The sequence below is a fragment of the Paraburkholderia saeva genome, from assembly GCF_907164555.1.
GTDB classification, from domain to species: Bacteria; Pseudomonadota; Gammaproteobacteria; order Burkholderiales; family Burkholderiaceae; genus Paraburkholderia; species Paraburkholderia saeva.
This window is the reverse complement of sequence record NZ_CAJQZC010000003.1, coordinates 676,842-699,976: the sequence shown is the minus strand read 5'-3', so window position 1 is coordinate 699,976 and position 23,135 is coordinate 676,842. Positions and strand designations below refer to the sequence as shown.

The window sequence follows — 23,135 nt, the reverse complement described above, 5'->3', positions numbered from 1 at the left end:
TCAGGCCGTTTTCAGCTGGCTGCCGACCGGCAGTTGCCGGATCCGCTTGCCCGTCGCTGCAAAAATTGCGTTCGTCAGCGCGGGCATCAGCGCCGCCGTACCCGGTTCGCCGATCCCGCCGGGCGCTTCGGCGCTCTTGACGATGTGCACTTCGATGGGCGGCGTCTGGTCGATGCGCAGCATCCGGTAATCCGTGAAGTTGTTCTGCTCGACGCGCCCATCCTTGATCGTGATTTCGCTGTAGAGCGCGGCCGTGATTGCGAAGATCGCACCGCCCTGGATCTGCGCCTCGACCGTGTCCGGATTCACCACCATGCCGCAATCCACCGCACACACCACGCGCTTGACCGCGACTTCGCCCTTGTCGACGGCTACGTCGACGACCATCGAAAAGAAGCTGCCGAACGCATGCATCACCGAAACGCCGCGCCCCAGACCTTGCGCCACCGGACTGCCCCAGCCGGCCGCCTGGGTTGCGACGTCGAGCACGTTACGCGCGCGCGGCGATTTGCCGAGCAGATCGCGACGATATTTAACGGGATCGATTTTCGCTGTCACCGCGAGTTCGTCCACGAAGCTTTCGACGACGAACGTGCCGCGCGTAGCGCCCACACCGCGCCAGAACGCGGTCGGCACTGCATGCGGCTCCTCACGCACATAGTCGACCAGCTGGTTCGGCAGGTCGTAAGGCAGGTCCGACGCAACTTCAACCGCATCGGGGTCGATCCCGTTCCTGAACGCCGGCGGTGCGAATCGCGCAAGAATCGACGAGCCCACGATGCGGTGCTGCCATGCAACCGGCTTGCCGTTCGCGTCGAGGCCCGCGGAAATTTTGTCGTAGTAGTACGGGCGGTACATGTCGTGCTGGATGTCTTCTTCCCGTGTCCACACGACCTTGACCGGCACGCCAAGCTGCTTGCCGATCTTCAGCGCCTGAGTCGCCATGTCGAACTCGAGCTTGCGCCCGAAGCCGCCGCCAATCAGATGGTTGTGAACGACGATTTTCTCCGCCGGCAGGCCCGTCACGGTCACTGCCGCATCGACGATGCGCGTCGGCACCTGCGTGCCGATCCAGACATCACAACTGTCGGGTCGCACATGGACCGTGCAGTTGACGGGTTCCATCGTCGCGTGCGCGAGGAACGGCTGCTGATAGACGGCATCGACACGCGTCTTCGCGGAGGAGAACGCGCCCGTCACGTCGCCTTCCTTGCGCGCGACCGCACCGGGGCGCTGCGACGCTTTCGCGAGATCGTCGACGATCTGCTGCGTCGAGAGCTGCGCGCCCGCGCCTTCGTTCCATCTGATATCGAGCGCCTGCACGCCACGCTTCGCGGCCCATGTGTGGTCGCCGACCACGGCCACGCCGTTGTCGAACTTCACGACCTGACGCACGCCCGGAATCTTTCGTGCGTTCGTATCGTCGACGCCTGCGAGCGTGCCACCAAATACCGGACACGTGGCAATCGCCGCATAGACCATGTCGGGCACACGTACGTCGAGACCGAACACCGCCGTGCCGTCCACCTTCTCCGGCGAATCGAGGCGCTTCGCGCCGGTGCCGATCAGCTTGAAATCCTTCGGGTTTTTAAGCTGCACGTTTTGCGGCGCCGGCAGTTTCGCGGCGGCATCGACGAGATCGCCGTACGCCACGCTGCGGTTGCTGTCGGGGTGCACGACGTTGCCCGCCTGCGCGTGACAGGTCGCGGGATCGACCTGCCACTGCTGTGCGGCCGCGCTGATCAGGAGCACGCGCGCGGTGGCGCCCGCGCGCCGCATCGGTTCCCAGGCGTACCGGATCGACGTCGAGCCGCCCGTGAGCTGGCCGCCGAGCAGCGGGTCCGTGAAGAGCTTCGCATTGGGTGGCGCGTGATCGATCGTGACGCTGTCGAGCGGCACTTCGAGTTCCTCCGCGATCAGCATCGGAATCGACGTGTACACGCCCTGGCCCATCTCGACCTTCGGAATGATGAGCGAGACCTTGCCGGTCCGGTCGATCTGCACGAACGCATTCGGCGCGAATACGCCGTCCTGCGGCGTCTCGACACCATCGCCGCCGATCACCGATTTGCGTGACGCCTGATCCTGGCTTGCCGCCGGCAGACTGAATCCGAGCAGCAGACCGCCGCCTGCCGCCGCGCCGAACTTGAGAAACGTGCGACGGGACACGCCATGCGATTTTTCACCGCGCGTGCCGTCGTTTTTCGCATCGAGCAATCCTTGCGACATGTCACGCCTCCTTTGCGGCTAACCTGATGGCCGCGCGGATGCGGTTGTACGTGCCACAGCGACAGATGTTGCCTGCCATCGCGGCATCGATATCGGCATCGGACGGGTTGGGGTTCGACGCGAGCAGCGAGGCCGCGGACATCACCTGTCCGGACTGACAGTAGCCGCATTGCACGACATCGATCTGACGCCACGCGGTCTGCACTTTCTTGCCCGCAGGCGTGTCGCCGACGGCTTCGATCGTCGTCACCTTGCGCTCGCCCACCGCCGCGACCGGCAGCACGCACGAGCGGACCGCGACGCCGTCGAGATGGACGGTGCACGCGCCACATTGCGCGATGCCGCAGCCAAACTTGGTGCCAGTCAGCCCGACGAGGTCGCGCAGCACCCAGAGCAACGGCATATCGCCTGGTGCATCGACGGTATGAGTCTGTCCATTTACGGTAAGCGTTGTCATAAGCGACTCCGGATTGTGGGGCTATTGTTCTGGTGTGGAGAGAAATCGCGCTGGCGGGCCGGAATTTATTCCGTCGGCCATTGCTAATACGGGACTATGCTGGTGAACAGCGCGGGGCCTGCGCCAGACATTCAGCGGGACTGCAATGAACGGCAATGAAGGAAGAGGCGAAAAGATTGTAGCGCCGACTGAAATTGCGTGTTGCCTGACGGCGCACCAACGCGTTTACCGGCAAGCTGTCAGAATCGCCGTTGACGAACTGAAAGGAGAGAACGATGAACGAAGCGCGCGCGATTCAATTCCTGAACACCATTCGCAGACCGCTCCTGTCGCTGCACAAGTCGATTCTCGACCACGAGCGCGCGTCGTATGAGAAGGAGTTTGGCCCGACCACGCCGGCGGCGTTTCTTCAGATACTGATCAACGGCTCCGGCTTTCGCTGGATCACGCCGCTCTCGACGCTCATTGCGAACATCGATGAAGTCGTCGACGACAAGGAAGCCACGCCCGCCGACCGGATAGCCGCGGCGGAAGCGGTGATCGCCCTCTTCACGCCCGGCGACCCGAACGCGGTGTTTCTGCCGCGCTATCTGCCGTTGCTGCAGATGAACCCCGACCTGCTACACGCGCACGGTCAGGTCGCGCAGGTACTGCGCGACGCGGCAGGCGCATAGCGCGCCCTCGCATGTGCGGCGTTTGTGTCAGGCAAACGCCGCTCAGGTCGTGCGCCCCGTCAAGACTGCATCGCATGGGGTCCGCGAGTCCCGAATATCCTCACCATTGGTTTTTCAGTCTCAAGCGACGAAAAACCATGCGTTATGTCGCACAAAGCATGCTTTGCTATTGACAACGCCGTCACCATGCCCCTCAAGTTGCGCTGAAGGCCCTTGTTTTAGGGGATTTTATGCATCGCGCGTCCATTTGAACGGTTCGAACGGATCGCTCGTGTAGAAATTCAACCTTATTTGTCGCGATTGTTTCCGCGCAGCGTGCAATCAAAGGTGAGGTTCTGCGGGAGGCCCTTCGACGCGTCGCGTGGGTGGCGCTGCATGGTTCAACGCCGCTTCGCCTGACTGGGACAATGGCTGCCTCCGATCCGTTGCTAGCGCAACGAACGGCTTCGCGGCTTTGCATCGCCAGCTTGACCGACATCGTTCAGCTTGCGCCATAACGTCGTCTTGCTGATGCCGAGCATCTCGCACGCCAGGTCGCGGTCGCCGTTACATGCGTCGAGTGCCGCACGAATCTCGTCGGCCTCCACGCGGCGGCTGCGCTGACGTAACGTCAGGCTCGCGGCTTCACGCGAAGCGCGCTCGAACAGTTCGGGCGCAACCGAACGCAGCACTTCATCCGACAGTTCGCCCGCCTCCGGGTCGCCGAGCTCGACTGCAATCCGTTCAATCACGTTCTGCAGTTCGCGCACGTTGCCGGGCCACGTGTGTTCGCTCAACGGAACATGAACCGCGTGCAGCGCGGCGGCCGCGTCTTCGAGGTTGCGAATCTGACGTGCGAGGCGCGGCTCGCGGCGCGAGGCCTGCACGAGCAGCTCGGCGGCAAGCGGCATGATGTCCGCCTGTCGCTCGCGCAGCGGCGGCAACGCGATGTTGAGGATGTTGATCCGGTAGTACAGATCGGCGCGAAACTCGCCAGCATCGATGCCTTCCGTCAAACCGCGATGCGTCGCCGCGACGATGCGCACATCGATGCGCGTCGGTTCCGTCGAACCCAGGCGCACGACTTCGCGCTCCTGCAACACCCGCAAGAGGCGGCTTTGCAGCGGCAAGGGCATCTCGCCGATTTCGTCGAGAAAGAGCGTGCCGCGATGCGCCGCTTCGATCAGGCCCGCCTTGCCGCCGCGCCGTGCGCCGGTAAACGCGCCCTCTTCATAACCGAAGAGTTCGCTTTCCAGCAGCGCTTCGGGAAACGAGCCGCAATTGATCGCGACGAATGGAAAATCGCGCCGCGCGCTGGCCTGATGGATGCTCTGCGCGACCATCTCCTTGCCCGTGCCGCTTTCGCCGCGAATCAGAACCGTTGCATCCGACTGCGCGTAACGCCGCACGAGGCTCCGTACCCGCTCGATGGCCGCGCATTTGCCGACGATATCGTCGAGCGTGTAGCGCGCCGCGAACTGTTGCGTGCGTTGCCGCGAGCGCAGCGTGCGGTCGAGCCGTTCGACCGCGCGCGATTCCTGGAACGTCAACACGGAGCCGGTCGTGACGCCGTTGTCCGCGAGTGGGCCGCGATGCACGACATAGCTCACGCCGCGCACCGTTTCCAGCGATTCGCCTTCGGCGTCGGGCACCGCATTCGCGATATCGGGCGCAAGATCGAGCAGCAGTTTGCCGGCTGCGGCGGCGGGATCGATACCGAGCGTGAGCGCGAGGCGCTGGTTGATCGCTTCGATGCGACCCTGCGCATCGAGCGCGACGACGCCGTCACGCAGATGCTGCAATACGCTGTCGAGGCGCAGCCGTCGCACCGCTTCGCGCCGCGTGGCCTGCGCCACTTCGAGCGCGTTATCGAAGGCGACGCGCACCGATGCGCGCGAATACAGAAACACCGCGCCCATGCCGGCTTTCGCCGCGAGGTCGGTGACAAGCCCCGGCCCGACCACCGTCTCGACGCCGCGATCGCGCAGATCGAGCACGCACGTCTCCGCGTCCTGCGCGGATTCGTAGGACGCGAACACGACGTCGATGCCATACGCGGAGACGAAGCGGCGCAGCTCGCCTGGCGTTTCTCCGTGCGTGACGAGCGCGACCGACGCGCCATCGCGCCGCGCGCGTGCCAGCGCATGCATGACGTCAAAGCCAGTGGGCGTGACGAGCACAACCGGCACGTTTACGCGCGCCTTCAGATACGTCCCGTTCGATCCGGCGGCAACGACGATGTCGGGCCGGTCTGAGCCGGCCGCCGCGATTTCGTTGACGGCGTCCTCGAAACCCGCCGAGATGAGCCGCAACTCGGCGCGGCCGTCGTACTCGCCGGCGATATCGCGGTACAGGTCGCGCAGCTTGCTGATGCCGATTGCCCACACGCGTGGACGCGGGCCGGACAGGGGAAACGGCGTCATGATCGTTCGGGCTTCGTGGAGGCTGGATTCATCCTTTGATTATGCACCGAACTTTCATCTGTGAAATTCGATATTTCATTTAAGAAATGAGATAGCGCAGAGGCGAACGACCCGTCCCGTGCCCTGCGCGACGTGCATCGGAGCAACGACAGGCGGCCCCGGCAAGTCGCTTGCCGGGGCCGCTATATCTCGCGCTACGCGTTGGAGCCTGAACGAACCGATGCTGAACCGATGCCGAACCGATCCCGCTAGCTGCGGCCCGACGGCAGATACGGCATCGGATCGACCGGCTTGCCGTCGTGACGCAACTCGAACAGCACGGAGACGCGCGTGTTGTTCTCGTTACCCATTTCGGCGATCTGTTGCCCCTGATGCACGACGTCGCCCGTTTTGACGAGGAGCTTGCGGTTGTGCGAGTAGGCCGTCAGAAAGTCCTTGTTGTGCTGGACGATGATAAGGCTGCCGTACTCGTTGAGGCCGGTCCCGGCATACATGACCTTGCCGTCGGCGGCGGCCCGCACGGGGTCGCCCGGCTTGCCCGCGATCTCGATACCACGCGTTTCGCCCGCCTGAAACGGCTCGACGACAGCGCCCTGCGCCGGCCACGCGAGCGCCACGCTCTTCGCGGCGCGTGCGGTCTGCGCTGCCATCTCGCGCGAACCCGCGGAGTTCGACGCTGCGCCCGAAGCGACCGGCTTGCCGTCCGCGGCAACGGTCACCGTCTGCTGCGTCACGATGCGGAGCGTCTGGCCCTTCTTGACGTGCGCCGACGCGCTCAAATGATTCCACGCCAGCAGATCCTTCACGCTGCAATTGTTCTTCTGCGCGATGCGCGCCAGCGTGTCGCCACGTTTGACCCGGTAGTGGGTCGTTTTGGTCGTCGTGACGGTGCGGGTGGCGACCGCATCGCTTGCCGCCTGCTGCACCTGTGCGGCTGCATCGGAAGCCGCTGCGGCAGCCGCCGCAGCCTGCGCACTGGATGCCGCGCTATCCGCCGAAGCGCCCTCTTGCCCCACGTTCGCACAGCCGCTGATCGCCACGGCAACCCACAAACCGGCGAGACCTGTTCTTGTCCTGTCGAAGCGACTTCTCAACATGTTCGACTCCTGCGTCTTTCAGTGGCCCCGCTTTTCGTACGTTGCGCAGAAGGCGTGCTTTCACGTATTAGCGTTTGTGCGTACGGCAACGTGGAAAACTCACATCGTTGTGTCCGCAACCAGCCTGCGCCGGTCCGCACGTGAAGCCGCCATCTCATTCCCGCAACAGGAACACTTTCCTCATACGAAAAGGGCCAGATTCACGATTAAATTTCACGCAGCATTGTAATGGCCGCTTCACAATCTGCGCGCTGCCTGAACAACTCGATACAAATGCTTACGAAGAGAATATTTCGACCGGCTGAAGTCCATATCGCCGCAACCTGTGCGCGAAAAACGGAAATCCACCGGACGTGGGGTGCGATCGTGGCCCCGTGACTCGTCCAGCACGGCGCAGGCGTTCAGGTCAGAAACCTGTCCGTCTGCTGGCACGACCGCCTCTTTCTTAACGGCAGCATGCTCACGAACTTGAGGAAAGGCGTGAATGCATGCGGCTTTGCGCGACGGTGCTAGCTGTAGTACTCGCCCGCGTATTTCACGAAGCCGACTGGGTGATGGGTGAAGTGCAGCACCGGCAGCACAGGATTGCGGTTGTCTTCGGTCGGATAGGCGCTGGCTTCGGAAATGTATTCGCCCTGCACTTCGACCGGCTGTCCAGCCTTGAGGCCCGGAATTTCCTGCGCGAGCCCTTCGTTGTCGCCGAAGCGCACGGCGACGAACACTTCGGTGCCGACAAGATTCTGCTGGCCGCCCTCGAACTTCACGACCGAGTCGATCTTCACGATGAAGTGCTGGTGGTTCGCGCCGTTGTGATGTTCAGGCGCGGCGAAAACGCGTGAGATCGTCCCTTGCACGCAGGCGAGCGGCGCACCCAGCGAATAGACGAAACGATGATGCGGCAGGATCTGCGTGGCGCGGTTGCTCATGACGATCTCCCCAACGTGACGGGCCTGTGCGAACGGCATCATGACGGCATAACAGCGCGTGTTGCGAACCCGTGTATCGGGTCGCGCCACACGCGAAATCGTTTGAGCAGCATTGCGTACGCGAGTTTCAACGCGCGCTCGTCCGCATCGTCATGCGCGCACGATCGTCACGCCCAGCGCCTCGAGCGGCGCGGTGAGCGCAGCGGGCGTGTCCTCCTCGACGACCACCGTGCTCGCAGCGGTAATCTCCGCGATCATGTACGCCGACGCCGCGTTGAGCTTTTCCGCCGACGCCAGCACGATCGTTTCCGCCGCATGCGCCGCGAGCGCGCGCTTCATGTATGCCTCTTCGAGATCGCCGGTGCTGAACCCGGCTTCCGGGTGCACGCCGGTCACGCCCATGAAGTACACGTCCGCGCGAATGTGGCCGAGTGCTTCGAGCGCGGCCGCGCCGACGGCCACCATCGAATGCCGGAACAGCCTGCCGCCGATCAGGATGACTTCGAGTGCGGTGTGCTGCGCGAGTTCGACCGCGACGCTCGGGCTATGCGTGACGATCGTCGCGCGCAGGTCGCGCGGCAGGTGGCGTGCGAGTTGAACGGCTGTCGTGCCGCCGTCGACGATCGCGATCTGTCCGGGGGCGATCATCTGCGCGGCGGCCCGGCCGATTGCGGCTTTGGCCGTCGATTCGATGCCCTGTCGCCCCGCGAAATCCACCGCCGCCGGCGACGACGGCAACGCGCCGCCGTGCACGCGCTGCAGACGCCCATCGCCCGCGAGTTCGCGCAGGTCGCGACGCACCGTGTCCTCCGATACACCGAACGCCGCGCTCAACGTTCTGGCGACCACCTGGCCCTCGCGGGCGAGCATATCGAGGATCAGCTGTTTTCTTTGCGACGTGAGCATGGGAGCGGACTCTTGCTGAAAATTGGACGCACGAAATTACTTGTTATTGCATGAATATGCACGATATCATGAATTTTGCCGGTAGCGAATCCGCATAAGAGGACATTTCATGAACGAAACTGCAGAGCGCGTACGCATCGTCGATGTCGAAGTCCTTTCCGACGACTGGTATGTACTGAAGAAAACGACGTTCGATTTCCAGCGCGCCGACGGCACCTGGCAGCGCCAGAGCCGCGAAACCTACGACCGCGGCAACGGCGCGACGCTGCTGCTGTACGACCCGGATCGACGCACCGTGGTGCTGACGCGCCAGTTCCGGCTGCCCGTTTTCGTCAACGGACACGACGGCATGCTGATCGAGGCGCCGGCCGGACTGCTCGAAGCGGCCTCGCCCGAAATGCGGATTCGCGCCGAGGTCGAAGAGGAGACCGGCTATCGCGTACACGACGTGCGCAAGGTGTTCGAGGCTTACATGAGCCCGGGCTCGGTGACCGAGAAGCTGTACTTCTTCGTCGCGCAGTACGACCCTGCTTCGAAGGTGAGCCGTGGCGGCGGCGTAGCCGGCGAAGGCGAAGACATCGAAGTGCTCGAATACCCGATCGCCGATGCACTGGCGATGGTTCGACGTGGCGAGATCGTCGATGGCAAGACCATCATGTTGTTGCAGTACGCCGCGCTTGAACTCTTCGCGCGTTGAGTTGCGGCTGTCGGGTTCGCTGAGCGCAATGCCTGAACCTGTTAACATCGGCCGCCTGGATTACGCGGTGAAACTGCGGTGGCGGCCAGGAACTTACGTTATCACCACCGGTCAGTTCTACCGGTCCTGCAGCCGTTTTCCGATCGTCTGACCAGCCGGCTTGCGTCGCTCCGCATTGCGCCTGCCGCGCTTCCGTCGCATTTTGCGTTGCCTCGCGCGCCCCTTCGGCAGCGCAGGCAGCATGCGATACGGGCTCCCCTATTCAGCAAACTTCATGCTGGCAGTCACGCGTCGGGCGTGCGTCTGCGTGAGGTCGTTATGGCAACACTTATGCAACAGTCGCAACACCGCTTCATCGAGCTTGATTTTTTTCGTGGGCTTGTGCTCGTCATCATCGTGGTCGATCACATCGGCGGCAGCATCCTGTCGCGATTCACGCTGCACGCATGGGCGCTCTGCGACGCGGCCGAAGTGTTCGTGTTCCTCGGCGGCTTCGCTACGGCGACCGCATACGCCGCACTCGCCGAACGACGCACCGATGCGATCGCCCGCAATCGCTTCCTCAAACGTTCGCTCGAGATTTATCGCGCGTTTCTCGTGACTGCGGGCCTGATGCTGCTCGTGAGCGCAGTGATGCTCGCGTTCAGCGTCGACGCGCCGAATCTGCCGACAAACGATCTTGATGAACTGATCGACGCACCGCTCGCATCGCTCGGCGATATCCTGCTGCTGCGCCGTCAGCCGTATCTGGCATCCGTGCTGCCGATGTACACGTTCTTCGCGCTGATGGTGCCCGTCGCGCTGCCGCTTGCGCGCAGCAAGCCATGGCTGCTGCTCGCGGGCAGCGTCGCGCTGTGGGCCGCCGCGCCGCATCTGGCCGGCTGGCTGCCGGGCGCCGAAGACACGCCATGGGACTTCAACCCGCTCGCGTGGCAGCTGATGTTCGTGCTGGGCGTGATCGCGCGCTGCCAGCCGGTCTACCCGCGCATCACCGCGCATCGCATGGGCTGGCTCGTCACGCTGCTGGCCGCGGGCGTTGTCGCGGCGGCGGCGTATTACAGGCTCGCGATCGAAACCGCCCCGCTCGACGCAAGCTTCAAACAGAATTTGATGTGGCTGCGCGCCGTGAATTTTCTGGCGATCGCATGGCTGGTCGCCAACGTCGTGCGCGTCGGCTGGGCCGGCAAGATCGCGCAGAAGCTGCCTTGGATCAGCCTGATCGGCCGCAAGGGTCTCGTGTGCTTCGTCGCGGGAACCGTGATTTCGCTCGTCGTCGATTCGCTGCTGTACCAGGCAACGGATGGCCTCCTCGACGTCCCGCTCGGTCTCCTCGCCGACGCGATCGCGGTCGGCTCGCTGCTTGTGGTCGCGCATGCGGCGGAGCCGGTTTCGCGCTTCTTTGCGTCGTGCGTGAGCCGTCAGCGAAATCGCACGCGAAGCGTCGCGGGTATCGGGCACACAACGCGTATGGCACGCCCCGCCCCTGCGACTAGCGCACCCAGTCGTTCCACAGCACCATCAGCACGGTCATCAACGCCGGGCCTATAAAGAGCCCGAGCAGGCCGAACGTCTCCGCGCCGCCCAGAATGCCGAACAGCACGAGCAGAAACGGCAACCGCGTCGAGCCACCGATCAGCACCGGGCGCACGAAATGCTCGGCGATAAATACGATGACGAAGCCGACCACCGCAAGGCCGAGCGCGGCTGCGACCGCGCCCTGGGTGAACAGCCAGAGCGCCGCGCCGCAGAACACGATCGGCGCGCAAAACGGCAACATCGCGGCAACGGCCGTCACGAGGCCAAGCAGCGCAGCATGCGGCACGCCGACGAGCGCATAGATAATCCCAAGCAGTGCACCTTCGCCGAGCCCGACCACGACGAGACCCGTGACCGTGCTGCGCACCGCGCTCACCATGCGCTGGATCAGCTGCGCGCCATCCGGGCCGAACGCACGGTGCACGCCCGTGAGGAGCGTACCGGAGAGCTTCGGGCCCGCCTGCAGGATCATGAAGAGCGTCACGAGCATGAAGCCGAACACGACGAGCACGTGCACCGCGCGCGCGCCGAAATGCCGCCCGAAGGTCAGCACGGCCTCGCTGTGCAGGCCCTTCATCGCGGCCGAGCCGCGCAGCGGCAGTTCGAGATTCGTCTGCCACCAGGTGGTGATCTGGGCGACGCCGAACGGCAGATGACTGACGAAGTCCGGCACCGGAATGCCGTTCTCCTGCGCGTCGCGAAACCAGGCAAGAAGATCGTGCGCCTCGGCGAGCGCCTGGGCGATGCCAAGCCCAACCGGTAGCACCACGAGCAGCGAGACCGCCGTCGTGAACACGAGCGCAATGATCGTCGTGCGGCCCTGAAACAGGTTGTGGCCTTCCACGCGTTTGAGCACCGGCCAGAGCGCAATCGCGATCACGATCGCCCAGACCACGGCGGGAATGAACGAGCGCACGATCCACAACGCCAGCAGCACGAGCGCCACGTACAGCACCTGCAGCCCGATCTTCTGGGCTTTCCGGCGGCTGGATTGCGGATCGGGCGATGCGGGCAGACGCTGGTTCATGAGGCCTCAAGGCTGAATGGATAACGGCGCGCGATGCGCTCAAAAGGCACGACGCCTTCCGGCGCGACGCGCGAAGCGATCCTGCATCTTAAAGGATGCCCGGCGCGCGTTCCGGGATGGGCGCGCAGGCGACCCGGCGCCCAATCGGGCACCGGCAATATGTCGCGCCACAAACAACACTGTGTTGCAAAAATATGCCATATCGCGCAGGACGGGCGGCGAGCCGTGTCGTTTCGTCCCGCAAACTGGGAATGACGCCATTGTTGCCATTATTGGAACGGTGTTTCAACGGCTGCACAATGTTCTTCTTGCGCGCGCGGGACTACATTCGGGCACACCCCACAACGGAGCCGACCATGCAGTCCATAGCGTCCCTATCTCTGAGCGGAACAGAAGGCGTGCACATCGATATTCTCGAGCGCTCCGACACGACGCTGGTCATCCGTTGGGTCGAGCCGGGCCGCTGCCACTACGGCGAGCAGCGCTGGCGCCGCCGCTCGGCGCATACCTCGGGCACCTGCGCGCTGTCGCGCAGCAAGATCCGGCGCGGCGACGCCGTCTTCAAGCCGGCCGAGCGCCCCGCGCCTTCGAACGCAGCGGCAATGATCTCCGCCGAAATCCTCGGCAACCTGCTCGACGCCTGATCCGGTTTCATCCCGGCAGCCCGCTCGGGTATTGACTCACGCAGGCAGGCCGATGACGTGGCCACAATATTTTGCCGGTGGCAGGTTCGCCTGCGACTGCGCTTCGACGAGCGCTTCGATGCGCGCCGCGATATCGGCGTCGAACGCAGCAGCTTTCGGCCCCGATGTATCGACGTGCAGCAGCATCTGCTCGCCGGCGGCCACTGGCACACGGCGGGCGTCCGTAAACATCTCCAGATAGATATGCAGCCGCTTCGCGTCGTGCGCGAGCACGCGCACCTCGACGCGCACCGGGGCGCCTTCCTTGATCTCGTGCATATAGTTGACGTGCGCCTCGAGCGTATAGATCGACCGGGCGCGCGCCCGGCGGGTCACATCGTCGAGTCCGATCCGGTCGATCAGCACGTCCGTCGCGTAACTGAAAATCAGCAGATAAAACGCGTCGCGCAAATGGCCGTTGTAGTCCACCCATTCGGCGCGAACCGTGTCGCGATACACAACCAGCGGCGTTTCGTCGGGCATGGGATTGTCCTGTTCCAGTCCGGGCAGAGATGAGTCACCCGTCGGCCACATCGTAAACCGTCGGCGTCATGTGCTGCAGCGAGCCCGGCTTCTTCGCCCTGACCTGCGCGGACGCCAGGAGACGCGCCACCGGCTCGCCCCCATTTGAACCGCGTCCCGGCGGGCGATTGCGGCGAACGGTCGTGTGCGGTACCGTGAGACGGATCGCGCCGCCGGATTGCGGCTCACATGCCGCCGGCCCGGCGCGTCGCGAACTCCACCGCATCGCATCATCCGCGCAACGCTGTTTGGGACGGGACCATGGCAGAAAACGATCCGACGCTATCGATTGCTCCGCAGCAATTCTCCACCGACGTCATGCTCGAAAAATACGCCAAGGGCGACGAGCAGACAGTCGGCGATGTCTACCGGCGCGTCGCGCGCGGCGTGGCGATGGCGGAGCCGGAAGCATTGCGCCCGGTGATCGAGGCCCGCTTCGTCGACAACCTGCTGCACGGCGCGCTCGGCGCCGGCCGCATCATGAGCGCGGCGGGCAGCGGCCTCGCGGCGACGCTCATCAACTGCTTCGTGCAGCCGGTCGGCGACTCGATCCAGGGCGTCGACGACGAAGGCCTGCCCGGTATTTACGTCGCGCTGTTGCAGGCCGCCGAAACCATGCGGCGTGGCGGCGGCGTCGGCTACAACTTTTCCGCGATCCGCCCGCGGGGCGCGCGCGTTCACACCACGAGTTCCTCGGCATCCGGACCATGCAGCTATATGGATGTGTTCGACGCGTCATGTCGCACTGTCGAAAGCGCCGGCTCGCGGCGTGGCGCGCAGATGGCAGTGCTGGATTGCGATCACCCTGACCTCATCGAATTCATCGAAGCCAAGCATTCGAAGGGACGCTGGAACAACTTCAACGTGTCGGTCGCCGTGACGGACGCGTTCATGCGCGCGGTCGAAGCCAATGCGCCGTGGCAACTCGTGCATCGCGCGGAGCCTTCGCCCGCGATGCGCGCGGCGAACGATCTGCGCCAGCGCGAAGACGGCTACTGGATCTACGCCGAGCAACCCGCGCGCGAAATCTGGGACAAGATCATGCGCTCGACGTATGACGTCGCCGAACCGGGCGTCGTGTTCGTGTCGCGCATGAACGAGGACAACAACCTGCGCGCGATCGAAACGATCCGCGCCACGAATCCGTGCGGCGAGCAGCCGCTGCCGGCGTATGGCTGCTGCAACCTGGGGCCGCTCAACCTCACGCGCTTTGTCGTCGATCCGTTTGCGCAGATGCACGGCGGCACGCCTTCGTTCGACTGGGAAGCGCTCGCCGCGCGCACACGCACGCAGGTGCGTTTTCTCGACGACGTGCTCGACGTCACGCTCTGGCCGCTCGACGAACAGCGCGACGAGGCTGCGGCGAAGCGTCGTATCGGCGTCGGCCTCACGGGTCTGGGCGACACACTCGTGATGCTCGGTCTGCGCTACGACGCGCAGGAAGGCCGCGATTTCGCGGCCCATGTCGCGCAGCTGATGCGCGACGAGGCGTACCGCGCGTCGGTCGAACTCGCGCGCGAACGCGGCGCGTTCCCGCTTTTCGATGCAGCACGTTATCTGGAAGAAGGCACGTTCGCCTCGCGCCTGCCCGACGACCTGAAGGATGCGATCCGTCGTCACGGCATTCGCAACAGCCATCTGCTTTCGATCGCGCCGACCGGCACGGTCAGCCTTGCGTTCGCGGACAACGCGTCGAACGGCATCGAGCCCGCGTTCTCGTGGACCTATACGCGCATGAAGATCATGGCCGACGGCAGCCGTCAGCAGTTCGCCGTCGAAGATCACGCGTGGCGGCTCTATCGCGAACTCGGCGGCGACGTCGACGCGCTGCCTGAGTATTTCGTCAGCGCGCTGGCGATGTCCGCGCGCGACCATCTGGAGATGATGGCGGCCGTGCAACCCTTCGTCGATACGTCGATTTCGAAGACGGTGAACGTGCCCGCCGATTATCCGTTCGAGGATTTCGAGAGCCTCTATTTCGACGCGTGGAAGAGCGGCCTCAAAGGGCTTGCCACGTATCGTCCGAACGAGACGCTCGGCGCCGTGCTGAGCGTCTCGCCCACGGAGTCAGCCACGCCCGACGACACGCCCGGTGCGGCGGATCTCGACCCGCTGCGCGTGACGATCGACCATCGCCCGAGAGGGGAACTGCCCGCCATCATCGAGAAGGTCGAGTACCTGACGCAGATCGGCAAGAAGTCGCTCTACGTGGCGGTATCGTTCATCGAGGTCACCGGGCGCATTGCCGGCGAAGACATCACCATCGAGCGCCCGATCGAAATCTTTATTCCGGCCGGCCAGCGCGACGAATCGCAGCAATGGATCACGGCGACGATGCGCTCGCTGTCGCTCGCCGCGCGCGGCGGCTTTATCGCGCGCAACCTGCAGGACATGCGCAAGGTGTCGTGGGATCGCGGCCAGGTTCGGCTCGGCGAAGTGCAACGGCCCGACGGACATCGTTCGCCGCGCTGGCACGACTCGGAAGTCGCGGCGCTCAGCTACGCGATCCAGCAGATCCTGCATCGTCGCGGCTTTCTCGACGCGGACGGCAATCAGGTGCCGTCGCGCCTGCTCGCGCGCCTGCCGCGCGGGCAGATGGTCGACACCACGCATGCAGCCACGGCCAACGCGCGGCACAATGACGTCAGGGAGGACTCCGGCGCTGGTTCCGGCCCGGTTGCTGGCGCACCCGCCGCCGCGCCGACGATGCTCGGCAGCAAGTGCGACTACTGTGGCGCGAACGCCGTCATCCGGAAAGACGGCTGCGATTTTTGTACGGCCTGTGGGGAAATCGGCGCGTGCGGGTAGACGGATTTTCCGCGACCTTGCGACGAATGGCGGTTGTCCCACAGACTGGATTTACCAGACTGTCATCCTGTTCTCTCGGGAGAGCTGTGTTGGGAGATCGCCATGTCCGTATATGTTGATGAAGCGTTCCGGCCGTGCGTAACGGAGTGCGCAACGGTCGCTTTTCGTGTCTGTTTTGATGACCGCGTACAGGTTTTTGAAGTGAGCGCGGAAGCGTTGATGGCCTACTGCGGCGCTGCCAGCAAGCGGCGCGCCGACCTGCTCGTCGCGTTCGAAGACGCGCTCTACGAGATTCTCCGGGTCGCGGAAACCAGAAAGTCCTTCCAGTCGACTCCGGTCAGACTGGGTCTCGAAGAATTCAGGACGGTCCTGCACTAAGGGATTCATTCAACTTCGCGACTGGCTCCGCTGGAGCCAGTCGCTTTCGTGTTGTCCGTTTTGCTCGTTTACGATATATTTTGCTCTATTGTGATCGATTCACGGTTTCGAGCAAGCGCGCAAAACGGAGCAAGACCATGCAGCGAACACGGCAGGACGCGATCGAAGGGCTTCTTCCGGACGAACGGCAACGGCTGATTCTGGCGCGACTTCAGGCGCAGGGCCGCGTGCTCGCCTCCGAACTCGCGACCGAGCTTCAGACTTCCGAACACACCGTGCGCCGCCATCTGCGCGACCTCGCGAGCGCCGGTCACTGCAAGCGGGTCTATGGCGGGGCGATCCTGACCTCGCCTGCCGGCGTGGCGGCCTCGGTCCGGATGCAGGAGGGCGTCGATCGCAAGGCGCGTCTTGCGCGTGTCGCGGCGTCACTTGTCCGGCCGAAGCAGATCGTCTTTCTCGATGCGGGTTCGACCAACGTCGCGATCGCGCAGGCGTTGCCGGACAACGCGGACCTCACCGTCATCACCAACTCGGCGGAAGCGTGCATGCGCATGCAGGAGCGGCCGGGCTTCGACGTGATCCTGATCGGCGGGCGCGTCGGCCGGCGCACCGCGGGCGCGACCGGTGCGACCGCCCTGCTCCAGATCCAGCAGATCCGCGCCGACCTGTGTTTTCTCGGCGCGTGCGCGCTCGACCCCACCGAAGGCATCGCAGCGTTCGAACCCGAAGAGGCCGAACTCAAGCGGGCGATGGTGAAGGCGAGCGGCCAGGTCGCGATCGCATCCACCTCAGAGAAGCTGATGACCGCTGCGCCGTACATCGTCGCGCCGGCTTCCGCGATCGACTTCCTGGTTGTCGAAGCGGATCTTCCGGCCGGGCGTCTCGAAAGCCTCCGGGCCATGTTCGATACCGTGATGGTGGCCACCTCATGAAACCCGTCAACGAACGTATTGCGACGCTGGCGGTGTTCCTCGCCAACGGCTTCGGGATTGGCGCGTGGGCAGTCGAAGTCCCGCGCATCAAGGAAACTCTCGCACTCAGCGACGCCGCGCTCGGTATCGCGCTCTTCGCGTTCGCGCTCGGCGCGATCGTCGCGATGCCGCTCGCCGGTCGGCTCGCGCCGCGCTTTGGCAGCGGCCGCGCGACCGCGATGCTCGGCGTCGCGTTTGTCATGGCACTGCCGCTTCCGGCGCTCATGCCGAATCTCGCGACACTGTGTTTCGTGCTCCTTCTGCTGGGTGCGGCGAACGGCGCGCTCGATGTCTCCATGAACGGACACGCCAGCTCGATCGAGGCGCAATGGCACGCGCCGATCATGTCGTCGTTCCACGCGGCGTGGAGCGCGGGCGGCCTGCTCGGCGCCGCGTCGGGCGGCATGCTTCAGAAGGCAGGGATTGGCGTCGTGGGCGGCCTTGCACTGCCGGACCTCTTCATCGGCGCACTTGTTGCGGGTGCCGCCCTGTTCGCGCTGCGCGACGTCGGCGCGCGTTCGAGCGCGCCCGCCGGCGGATTCGCGTTGCCCGACGCCGGCGTCCTGAAGCTCGCCGCGCTGGCGTTCCTGTGCATGATGGTCGAAGGCGCGGTGGCCGACTGGAGCGCCGTGTACCTGCGCTCGGCGCTCGCCGGCGAGGCCAGCACGGCGGCGCTCGGTTATTCCGCGTTCGCGCTCTCGATGGCGGCCTGCCGTGTGATCGGCGACGTGTCGGTTCATCGTTTCGGACCGGCGCGCGTGGTCGCGACGGGCGGTCTGATCGCTGCCGCCGGCCTCGCGCTCGTGCTGGGCATGCCGAACATCGTGACCGCGTGCGTCGGCTTCGCGATGGTCGGCGTGGGGCTCGCGAATATCGTCCCGGTGATTTTCAGTGCGGCGGGCCGCTCGACACTGACGCCGGCCATCGGCGTATCGATGGCGGCGACGGCCGGATATGCGGGCTTTCTGGTCGGGCCGCCGCTGATCGGCTTCGGCGCGGGCGTGGTCGGTTTGCGGCTTGCGCTCGGGGTGCTCGTCGTCGCCGCGCTTGTGGTCTGTCTCACCGGCGCCCGGGCCGTCAGTCATACGCGGATCGGGGCTGCGGCGAATCAGGTCTAGCGGGCCGCGGCCACGCCCGGGTGGCCGCCAGATCAGATGCGTCGTTCAGGCAGAACGGCTTCAGGGCTCAACGCCGGCGGGGGTTCCGGCCGGCCCGCAGGTCGCAGGCCCGGCGCCTCGCCGGCAGAAATCTTCAACAGAAAGGACAAGGCCGGATTGACGGCAGAATTATCTCAGGTCATCTTTCTGTCGCCGGCATGTAAAACTGACCCGGCAGAATCCCGCACATAACCAGAAAATGCGCAAAACGGGGTATGAGGGTGACCATAAAATACAGGGTGCTGTTTCTCTGTCGGGAGAATTCGTCCCGCAGCATCATGGCCGAGGCGTTGCTACGCGAGCTGGCGGGCGACCGGTTCGAAGCATTCAGCGCGGGTGCAACGCCCGCGGCACGGGTGCATCCGCTTGCCATTGCACAACTGCGGCCAGGCGTATCCGACCTGGCTGTTCTCAGTCCCAAAAGCTGGCACGAGTTCACAGGTGACTGGGCGCCGCGGATGGACCTCGTCATCGCGCTGGACGATTGCGTCGATGGATTCCATGCGCCGGCATTCCCTGGCGAGCCCCGTTCGATTCGCTGGCACTTTGCCGATCCGCTCGCGGAAGGCATGAGCGAAGCCGGTCAGTCACGCGCCTTCGAAAAAGTATTCTGGCAGATCGTGCGCCGCGTCACGGTGTTCATGACTTCGCCGCTTGAAGCGCGGTCGACATCGGGATTCGCGACGAACGTCGCGTCTGTACCCGGCGCAAACGAGATGCTCTGCGCGGGTTAATGCGCCGCGCCGCGTGATGCGGCGCGCGCCTTGATGCCTTCGGCGACACACTGCTATCCGCTCCGCTGCATGGCCTTCGACCTCACGGGGATCTTCATTAGCATTCCAAATTTTCTGTTAATCGTCATCCAAAAAACAAGTGAATAACCGGTTTGCAAGGGGATCACAAATCGCTAAAAATCAATGCAGGAGGCCTTTTTAAAAATTGTTCGCCGCTTTCCAGTCCGGACAAACTGCGCTGCATCAGCCATTCTGGCGTATTTCCTGTCGATAAAAGAAACAGATTGGGTTCTACAATTTTCGCAACGGGCGTGCGCAATCCTGGCACTGCGCGATATCGGCTGGCTGGCGATCGAGCTCGCGCTGCTACCCGAGCAGCGCGACCTCTAAAGCGGGGCTTTTACGACGTCCGGATAGCGTTCCTTTGCTGCCCAGGCGTATTCGTTGATCAAAACAGATGCCGCAGACCGATCTGCACACCCGTTTCATTCTGTCCACGATCGGGCGTCAGGAATGTACCTGTCGTGATACTGGCGCCTGCCATCTTGTACTGCGCGCCCTTGTCATTGTTGAGTCGCGAAACGACGCCATACAGCCGGGTCGTTTTCGAAAGGTCGTAGTTCACGATCGCGCTCATCTGGCTTGCGTCATTGCCGAGCGACGAACTGTCCTTGATATAGGCATATCCAGCGCCCACGGACAGGAACGGACTGAAGCGGTAATCGGCCGAGAGCGACCACGTGGTGTGATAGTCACCCGGCGTGTTGCCGACCGGGCCCGTTGCCGGGTCATACTTGCCTGCGGGATTGGCCAGTGCGTTGCCGGTCGTGGCAGAAATCACATCGTTGGCCCTGAACCAGCCGAGGTAGATTCGCCCCCAGCCATAGTCGACGTTACCGCCCGCCATGATTTCCTGAACACGAAATGAGTTTGTCGCATTGGCTGCGTTCAGGTAGGCGGCGGCGAGATAGACCGGGCCCTGGGTGGATTGCACGCCAATCTGATAGACCGCGTTTCCAGCGAGGGACCCAGGCTGGCCGCCCACGGAATAGTGCGCTTCAAGCTGGGTTCCGAAGAGTCGCGGTGAAATGTAGCTGATGTCGTTGTCGACGCGCGCCTGCCAGTTCGCGAAGTTGTTGAAGCCCGAGCCATACGTGGCCGCGCCAAACGCATCCAGATTTCCACTCCATGCGAACATCGGCGAATTTTGCCGGCCGAACCTGAATTCGCCATAGGGCGCCGCGACGCCCACCCACGCCTGACGGTCGAAGAAGCGATACGGATTCTGCTGCTTTCCCGTCCCCGGATCAAATCCGTTTTCCAGATCAAACGTGGTGCGGTACCCGCCGCCCATATCTTCCGAACCGCGCAAGCCCCAGCGGCTCGTCAACTCGCCGTTATTTCCCAGTACATACAGCGACGTACTCTTTCCGCCCACATTCGCAGACTGATAGCCCGCGAACACATCCATCACCCCGTACAACGTCAGCGACGACTGCGCGTGCACTTCGCCGGCAGCAAGCATGGCTATCGTCGATGTCATTAGTAATGCCAATTTTTTTCTTTTCATCACGTCTCCTGTCGCCTTAAGATTTATTTTGAAACCGGACGGATTACTTTCCCGGTTCGGTAGCCAGCAGTCGCTTGACGACCAGCGCGAGCGGCACCGTGAAGCAGAAGTGGGACATGAAGCCACCAATGATCACGATCGGGTCGTAGTAATTCGGATGATTGTCGGAAGCAATCATGATCGCCACGTGCATCACGATCCAGGCGAGAATCGCGTAAAACAACGCAATGAACGTCGCTTCGTAGCCGCGCCGGCGGAAATACGGCCAGATCAGGGAGAACAGAATGCCCCACGCGCTTGCGAAGACAAAATGAATCCCGGTGCCAAGGAAATATGCCCAGATACCAAGCGACTCCTGCACGGCCTTGCCAAACACGAGACCCGTTGCGTTGCGCGGAATACCCGCGAGCGGCATCAGATGCTGCACGCCGACCCAAACAAGCGCCTCGTAAATCCAGATGATCACAGCGCCCGTCAGGCCGCCGATCACGCCGGCGCGAACGATGGCCTTGATACCCGGTCTGTCCGCACCGTTCACCGACCCCCGCTGGCTCAGTTCGTTACCGCTGACACTAAAGTTGCCGCCCATGTCTACTCTCCTCAAAAGAACCTGCCGGGATGCGGTTGTGCCTCTTCACGAGCCCTTCGCACGACACCCATGTTGGGATACGAAGATATAAATCGCGTCAGTTCGAACCTGGAGCGGGTAAACCAGATACGCGCGGAATCATGGCACCTCTAACCATCGCAGATGGCATCTTTCGGATGGCTTCATAGCGGCTGCGAGCCGCGTCGCATAAAGCGTCACAGGATTCGCGCAGGTGCGCGGCAGTCGCTGGTCCGGCTTCGCAAGCGTCAGCGCGGCATAAAGAAAACAGATGGCGCTGCGATGAAATCGCAAAGCGCCTGTAAAGCGTGGTGCGAGTGCAAGTGCATCGCTATACTGACGATGCTGAAGAAGCGTTCGTCCACGCACAAGACGAACCGGCCATAAGCGGGGCAACGTGGCGTGAGAACTTCATTTGCGCAATCGGCGGACGTGTCACGCATTCCTTGTGCGGCACCCGTCGAGTGTGCTCCATTAATCCAGATCCGCGAGTCGCAGCATTCTCATGAGCAACAAGGATCTTCTTAACCTCGCGCAACTGCGCGCGTTCAGGCTCGTCGCCGAAACAGGCAGCGCAACGCGTGCCGCCGCTGCGCTTTTCCGCGCGCAATCGGCTGTGACACGTTCCGTGCAGGAACTCGAGCTGGCGCTCGGCGAACCGCTCTTCGACCGTGGTCCGTCGGGCATGCTTCCGACGCCTGTCGGCCGGGCCGTCCTTCAGCGATGCGAGCGGATCTTCGCGGAACTGGAAGAGCTCGCACAGTGGTGCTCCGCGCGGCAGGCCCGCAGGCGGCCAACGGCTGAAGGCGCCCTGCCCGCCTATCTGCTCAACACGCGGCGGCTTCAGTTGTTCACTGCGCTGGCGCGTCACCGGCATATGCCGAGTGCCGCGAAGGCCTTCGGCATCAGTCAGCCCGCCGTGAGTACCGCGATCCGCGTGCTGGAAAGCGGCTCCGGATTAAGTCTCTTTCACCGCAGCCCGCGCGGCATTCTGCTGACCGTCGAAGGCGAGACGTTTCTGCTGCATGTGCGTCGCGCGTTGAACGAACTGCGTCACGTGCCCGACGATATCGCCGCGTTGCACGGCAAGATCCAGGGCGCGGTGACGGTCGGCGCGCTGCCGCTCGGACGCACGCTGATCCTGCCGAAGGCGATCGCGCGGATGAGCGCGCAGCATCCCGGCGTGCGGGTCGTTACCGACGAAAGCGCCTATGAAGCGCTGGTCGCAAGCCTGCGCGCGGGCGACGTCGATTTCATCCTCGGTGCACTGCGCGACAACGACGCCAGCAGCGGTTTGAAAAACGAGCGGCTGACTTCGGAGGATATGGTGGTGCTGGCTCGCCGCGGTCACCCGCTTGCAAACGCGCGCGATCTGACGATCACCGACATGCGGGACGCGCAATGGATTCTGCCGCGCAGCAACGCGCCAACACGCGGACTGTTCGAAGCGCAGTTCAAGCGGATGAAGATAAAGCCGCCGATGCCGACCGTCGAGACCGCGGACCTCGCCGTAATTCGCGGGCTGCTGCTCGGTACCGACATGGTGGCGGCGCTATCGGCGCAGCAGTTGCACTACGAAATTCAGTCCGGCCAGCTGGCCGTGCTCGATGCGAAGCTGCACAATACGCGACGCGAAATCGGCTTGACCGTGCGCGCGACGGGTAGTCCGTCGCCGGCTGCACGTGCGTTGATCGATGCGATCCGTCTGTCGGTCGTGGACGTCGCGCGCACGATCGGCGTCGCGCACGTCTGAA

21 protein-coding genes are annotated in these 23,135 nt (G+C 63.8%); 11 read left to right on the top strand and 10 right to left on the bottom strand.

Annotated features, from left to right (window positions below; genetic code table 11):
• Window positions 1-2,229 (bottom strand): xanthine dehydrogenase family protein molybdopterin-binding subunit, encoded by a 2,229-nt coding sequence (locus tag LPA36_RS11285; RefSeq protein ID WP_228876426.1) that lies wholly within the window; start codon window positions 2,227-2,229, stop codon window positions 1-3.
• Between the two features lies 1 nt (window position 2,230).
• On the bottom strand, window positions 2,231-2,686 hold the full coding sequence (locus tag LPA36_RS11280; RefSeq protein WP_228876424.1) for a (2Fe-2S)-binding protein: 456 nt from the start codon (window positions 2,684-2,686) through the stop codon (window positions 2,231-2,233).
• Between the two features lie 275 nt (window positions 2,687-2,961).
• On the opposite strand from LPA36_RS11280, the gene LPA36_RS11275 reads away from it, so the two are divergent.
• Window positions 2,962-3,360 carry a hypothetical protein gene (locus LPA36_RS11275; protein ID WP_228876423.1) on the top strand — a complete coding sequence of 133 codons (399 nt, stop codon included), beginning with the start codon at window positions 2,962-2,964 and terminating at the stop codon, window positions 3,358-3,360.
• Window positions 3,361-3,788: 428 nt separating this feature from the next.
• Here LPA36_RS11275 and prpR read toward each other — a convergent pair whose 3' ends face one another.
• The 4 genes from prpR to LPA36_RS11255 all read right to left on the bottom strand — a co-directional run bounded on the left by prpR (window position 3,789) and on the right by LPA36_RS11255 (window position 8,691).
• Window positions 3,789-5,762 (bottom strand): propionate catabolism operon regulatory protein PrpR, encoded by a 1,974-nt coding sequence (gene prpR / locus LPA36_RS11270; RefSeq protein ID WP_228876421.1) that lies wholly within the window; start codon window positions 5,760-5,762, stop codon window positions 3,789-3,791.
• 248 nt (window positions 5,763-6,010) lie between these two features.
• Entirely contained in the window at window positions 6,011-6,859 is an 849-nt protein-coding gene (locus tag LPA36_RS11265; RefSeq protein WP_228876419.1) for a peptidoglycan DD-metalloendopeptidase family protein, read from the bottom strand.
• Window positions 6,860-7,368: 509 nt separating this feature from the next.
• Window positions 7,369-7,785: a DUF3465 domain-containing protein gene (locus tag LPA36_RS11260; RefSeq protein WP_228876417.1), complete on the bottom strand. Its 417-nt coding sequence runs from the start codon at window positions 7,783-7,785 to the stop codon at window positions 7,369-7,371.
• A 150-nt stretch (window positions 7,786-7,935) separates the two neighbouring features.
• The gene (locus LPA36_RS11255) at window positions 7,936-8,691 is read right to left on the bottom strand and encodes a DeoR/GlpR family DNA-binding transcription regulator (protein WP_228876416.1); all 756 of its coding nucleotides are present in this window, start codon (window positions 8,689-8,691) and stop codon (window positions 7,936-7,938) included.
• Between the two features lie 109 nt (window positions 8,692-8,800).
• Between LPA36_RS11255 and LPA36_RS11250 the strand changes: the two genes are divergently transcribed.
• Both LPA36_RS11250 and LPA36_RS11245 read left to right on the top strand, forming a co-directional pair.
• Window positions 8,801-9,388 (top strand): NUDIX domain-containing protein, encoded by a 588-nt coding sequence (locus tag LPA36_RS11250; protein ID WP_228876414.1) that lies wholly within the window; start codon window positions 8,801-8,803, stop codon window positions 9,386-9,388.
• Between the two features lie 330 nt (window positions 9,389-9,718).
• Entirely contained in the window at window positions 9,719-10,936 is a 1,218-nt protein-coding gene (locus tag LPA36_RS11245; RefSeq protein ID WP_228876412.1) for an OpgC domain-containing protein, read from the top strand.
• Here LPA36_RS11245 and LPA36_RS11240 read toward each other — a convergent pair.
• Window positions 10,878-11,951, bottom strand: coding sequence for an AI-2E family transporter (locus LPA36_RS11240; protein ID WP_228876407.1), 1,074 nt, complete (start codon window positions 11,949-11,951; stop codon window positions 10,878-10,880). The two genes, LPA36_RS11245 and LPA36_RS11240, sit on opposite strands and share 59 nt — an antisense overlap.
• Window positions 11,952-12,307: 356 nt before the next feature.
• Here LPA36_RS11240 and LPA36_RS11235 point away from each other — a divergent pair, with 356 nt between their 5' ends.
• Window positions 12,308-12,595: a DUF3331 domain-containing protein gene (locus tag LPA36_RS11235; protein WP_228876406.1), complete on the top strand. Its 288-nt coding sequence runs from the start codon at window positions 12,308-12,310 to the stop codon at window positions 12,593-12,595.
• Between the two features lie 36 nt (window positions 12,596-12,631).
• On the opposite strand, the gene LPA36_RS11230 is transcribed toward LPA36_RS11235, so the two are convergent.
• Window positions 12,632-13,117, bottom strand: coding sequence for a thioesterase family protein (locus LPA36_RS11230; RefSeq protein ID WP_228876405.1), 486 nt, complete (start codon window positions 13,115-13,117; stop codon window positions 12,632-12,634).
• A gap of 300 nt (window positions 13,118-13,417) precedes the next feature.
• Here LPA36_RS11230 and LPA36_RS11225 point away from each other — a divergent pair, with 300 nt between their 5' ends.
• From LPA36_RS11225 to LPA36_RS11200, 6 genes are all read left to right on the top strand, one after another.
• Complete coding sequence (locus LPA36_RS11225; protein WP_228876404.1) at window positions 13,418-15,964, top strand: adenosylcobalamin-dependent ribonucleoside-diphosphate reductase; 2,547 nt, start codon at window positions 13,418-13,420, stop codon at window positions 15,962-15,964.
• A gap of 102 nt (window positions 15,965-16,066) precedes the next feature.
• On the top strand, window positions 16,067-16,342 hold the full coding sequence (locus tag LPA36_RS11220; RefSeq protein WP_228876403.1) for a DUF1488 domain-containing protein: 276 nt from the start codon (window positions 16,067-16,069) through the stop codon (window positions 16,340-16,342).
• 137 nt (window positions 16,343-16,479) lie between these two features.
• Window positions 16,480-17,274, top strand: a complete 795-nt coding sequence (locus tag LPA36_RS11215) for a DeoR/GlpR family DNA-binding transcription regulator (protein ID WP_228876402.1) — start codon at window positions 16,480-16,482, stop codon at window positions 17,272-17,274.
• Complete coding sequence (locus tag LPA36_RS11210; RefSeq protein WP_228876400.1) at window positions 17,271-18,431, top strand: MFS transporter; 1,161 nt, start codon at window positions 17,271-17,273, stop codon at window positions 18,429-18,431. Before LPA36_RS11215 ends, LPA36_RS11210 begins: the two co-directional genes overlap by 4 nt.
• Window positions 18,432-18,691: 260 nt before the next feature.
• A complete protein-coding gene (locus LPA36_RS11205) occupies window positions 18,692-19,204 on the top strand; it encodes an arsenate reductase ArsC (RefSeq protein WP_228876554.1) in 513 nt (170 codons plus the stop codon).
• A gap of 183 nt (window positions 19,205-19,387) precedes the next feature.
• The gene (locus LPA36_RS11200; RefSeq protein ID WP_228876399.1) at window positions 19,388-19,594 is read left to right on the top strand and encodes a hypothetical protein; all 207 of its coding nucleotides are present in this window, start codon (window positions 19,388-19,390) and stop codon (window positions 19,592-19,594) included.
• Between the two features lie 58 nt (window positions 19,595-19,652).
• On the opposite strand, the gene LPA36_RS11195 is transcribed toward LPA36_RS11200, so the two are convergent.
• A complete protein-coding gene (locus LPA36_RS11195) occupies window positions 19,653-20,747 on the bottom strand; it encodes a porin (protein WP_228876398.1) in 1,095 nt (364 codons plus the stop codon).
• 70 nt (window positions 20,748-20,817) lie between these two features.
• Window positions 20,818-21,363 carry a hypothetical protein gene (locus tag LPA36_RS11190; RefSeq protein ID WP_228876397.1) on the bottom strand — a complete coding sequence of 182 codons (546 nt, stop codon included), beginning with the start codon at window positions 21,361-21,363 and terminating at the stop codon, window positions 20,818-20,820.
• Between the two features lie 523 nt (window positions 21,364-21,886).
• On the opposite strand from LPA36_RS11190, the gene LPA36_RS11185 reads away from it, so the two are divergent.
• Window positions 21,887-23,134: a LysR family transcriptional regulator gene (locus LPA36_RS11185; RefSeq protein ID WP_228876396.1), complete on the top strand. Its 1,248-nt coding sequence runs from the start codon at window positions 21,887-21,889 to the stop codon at window positions 23,132-23,134.
• Window position 23,135 lies beyond the last annotated feature (1 nt).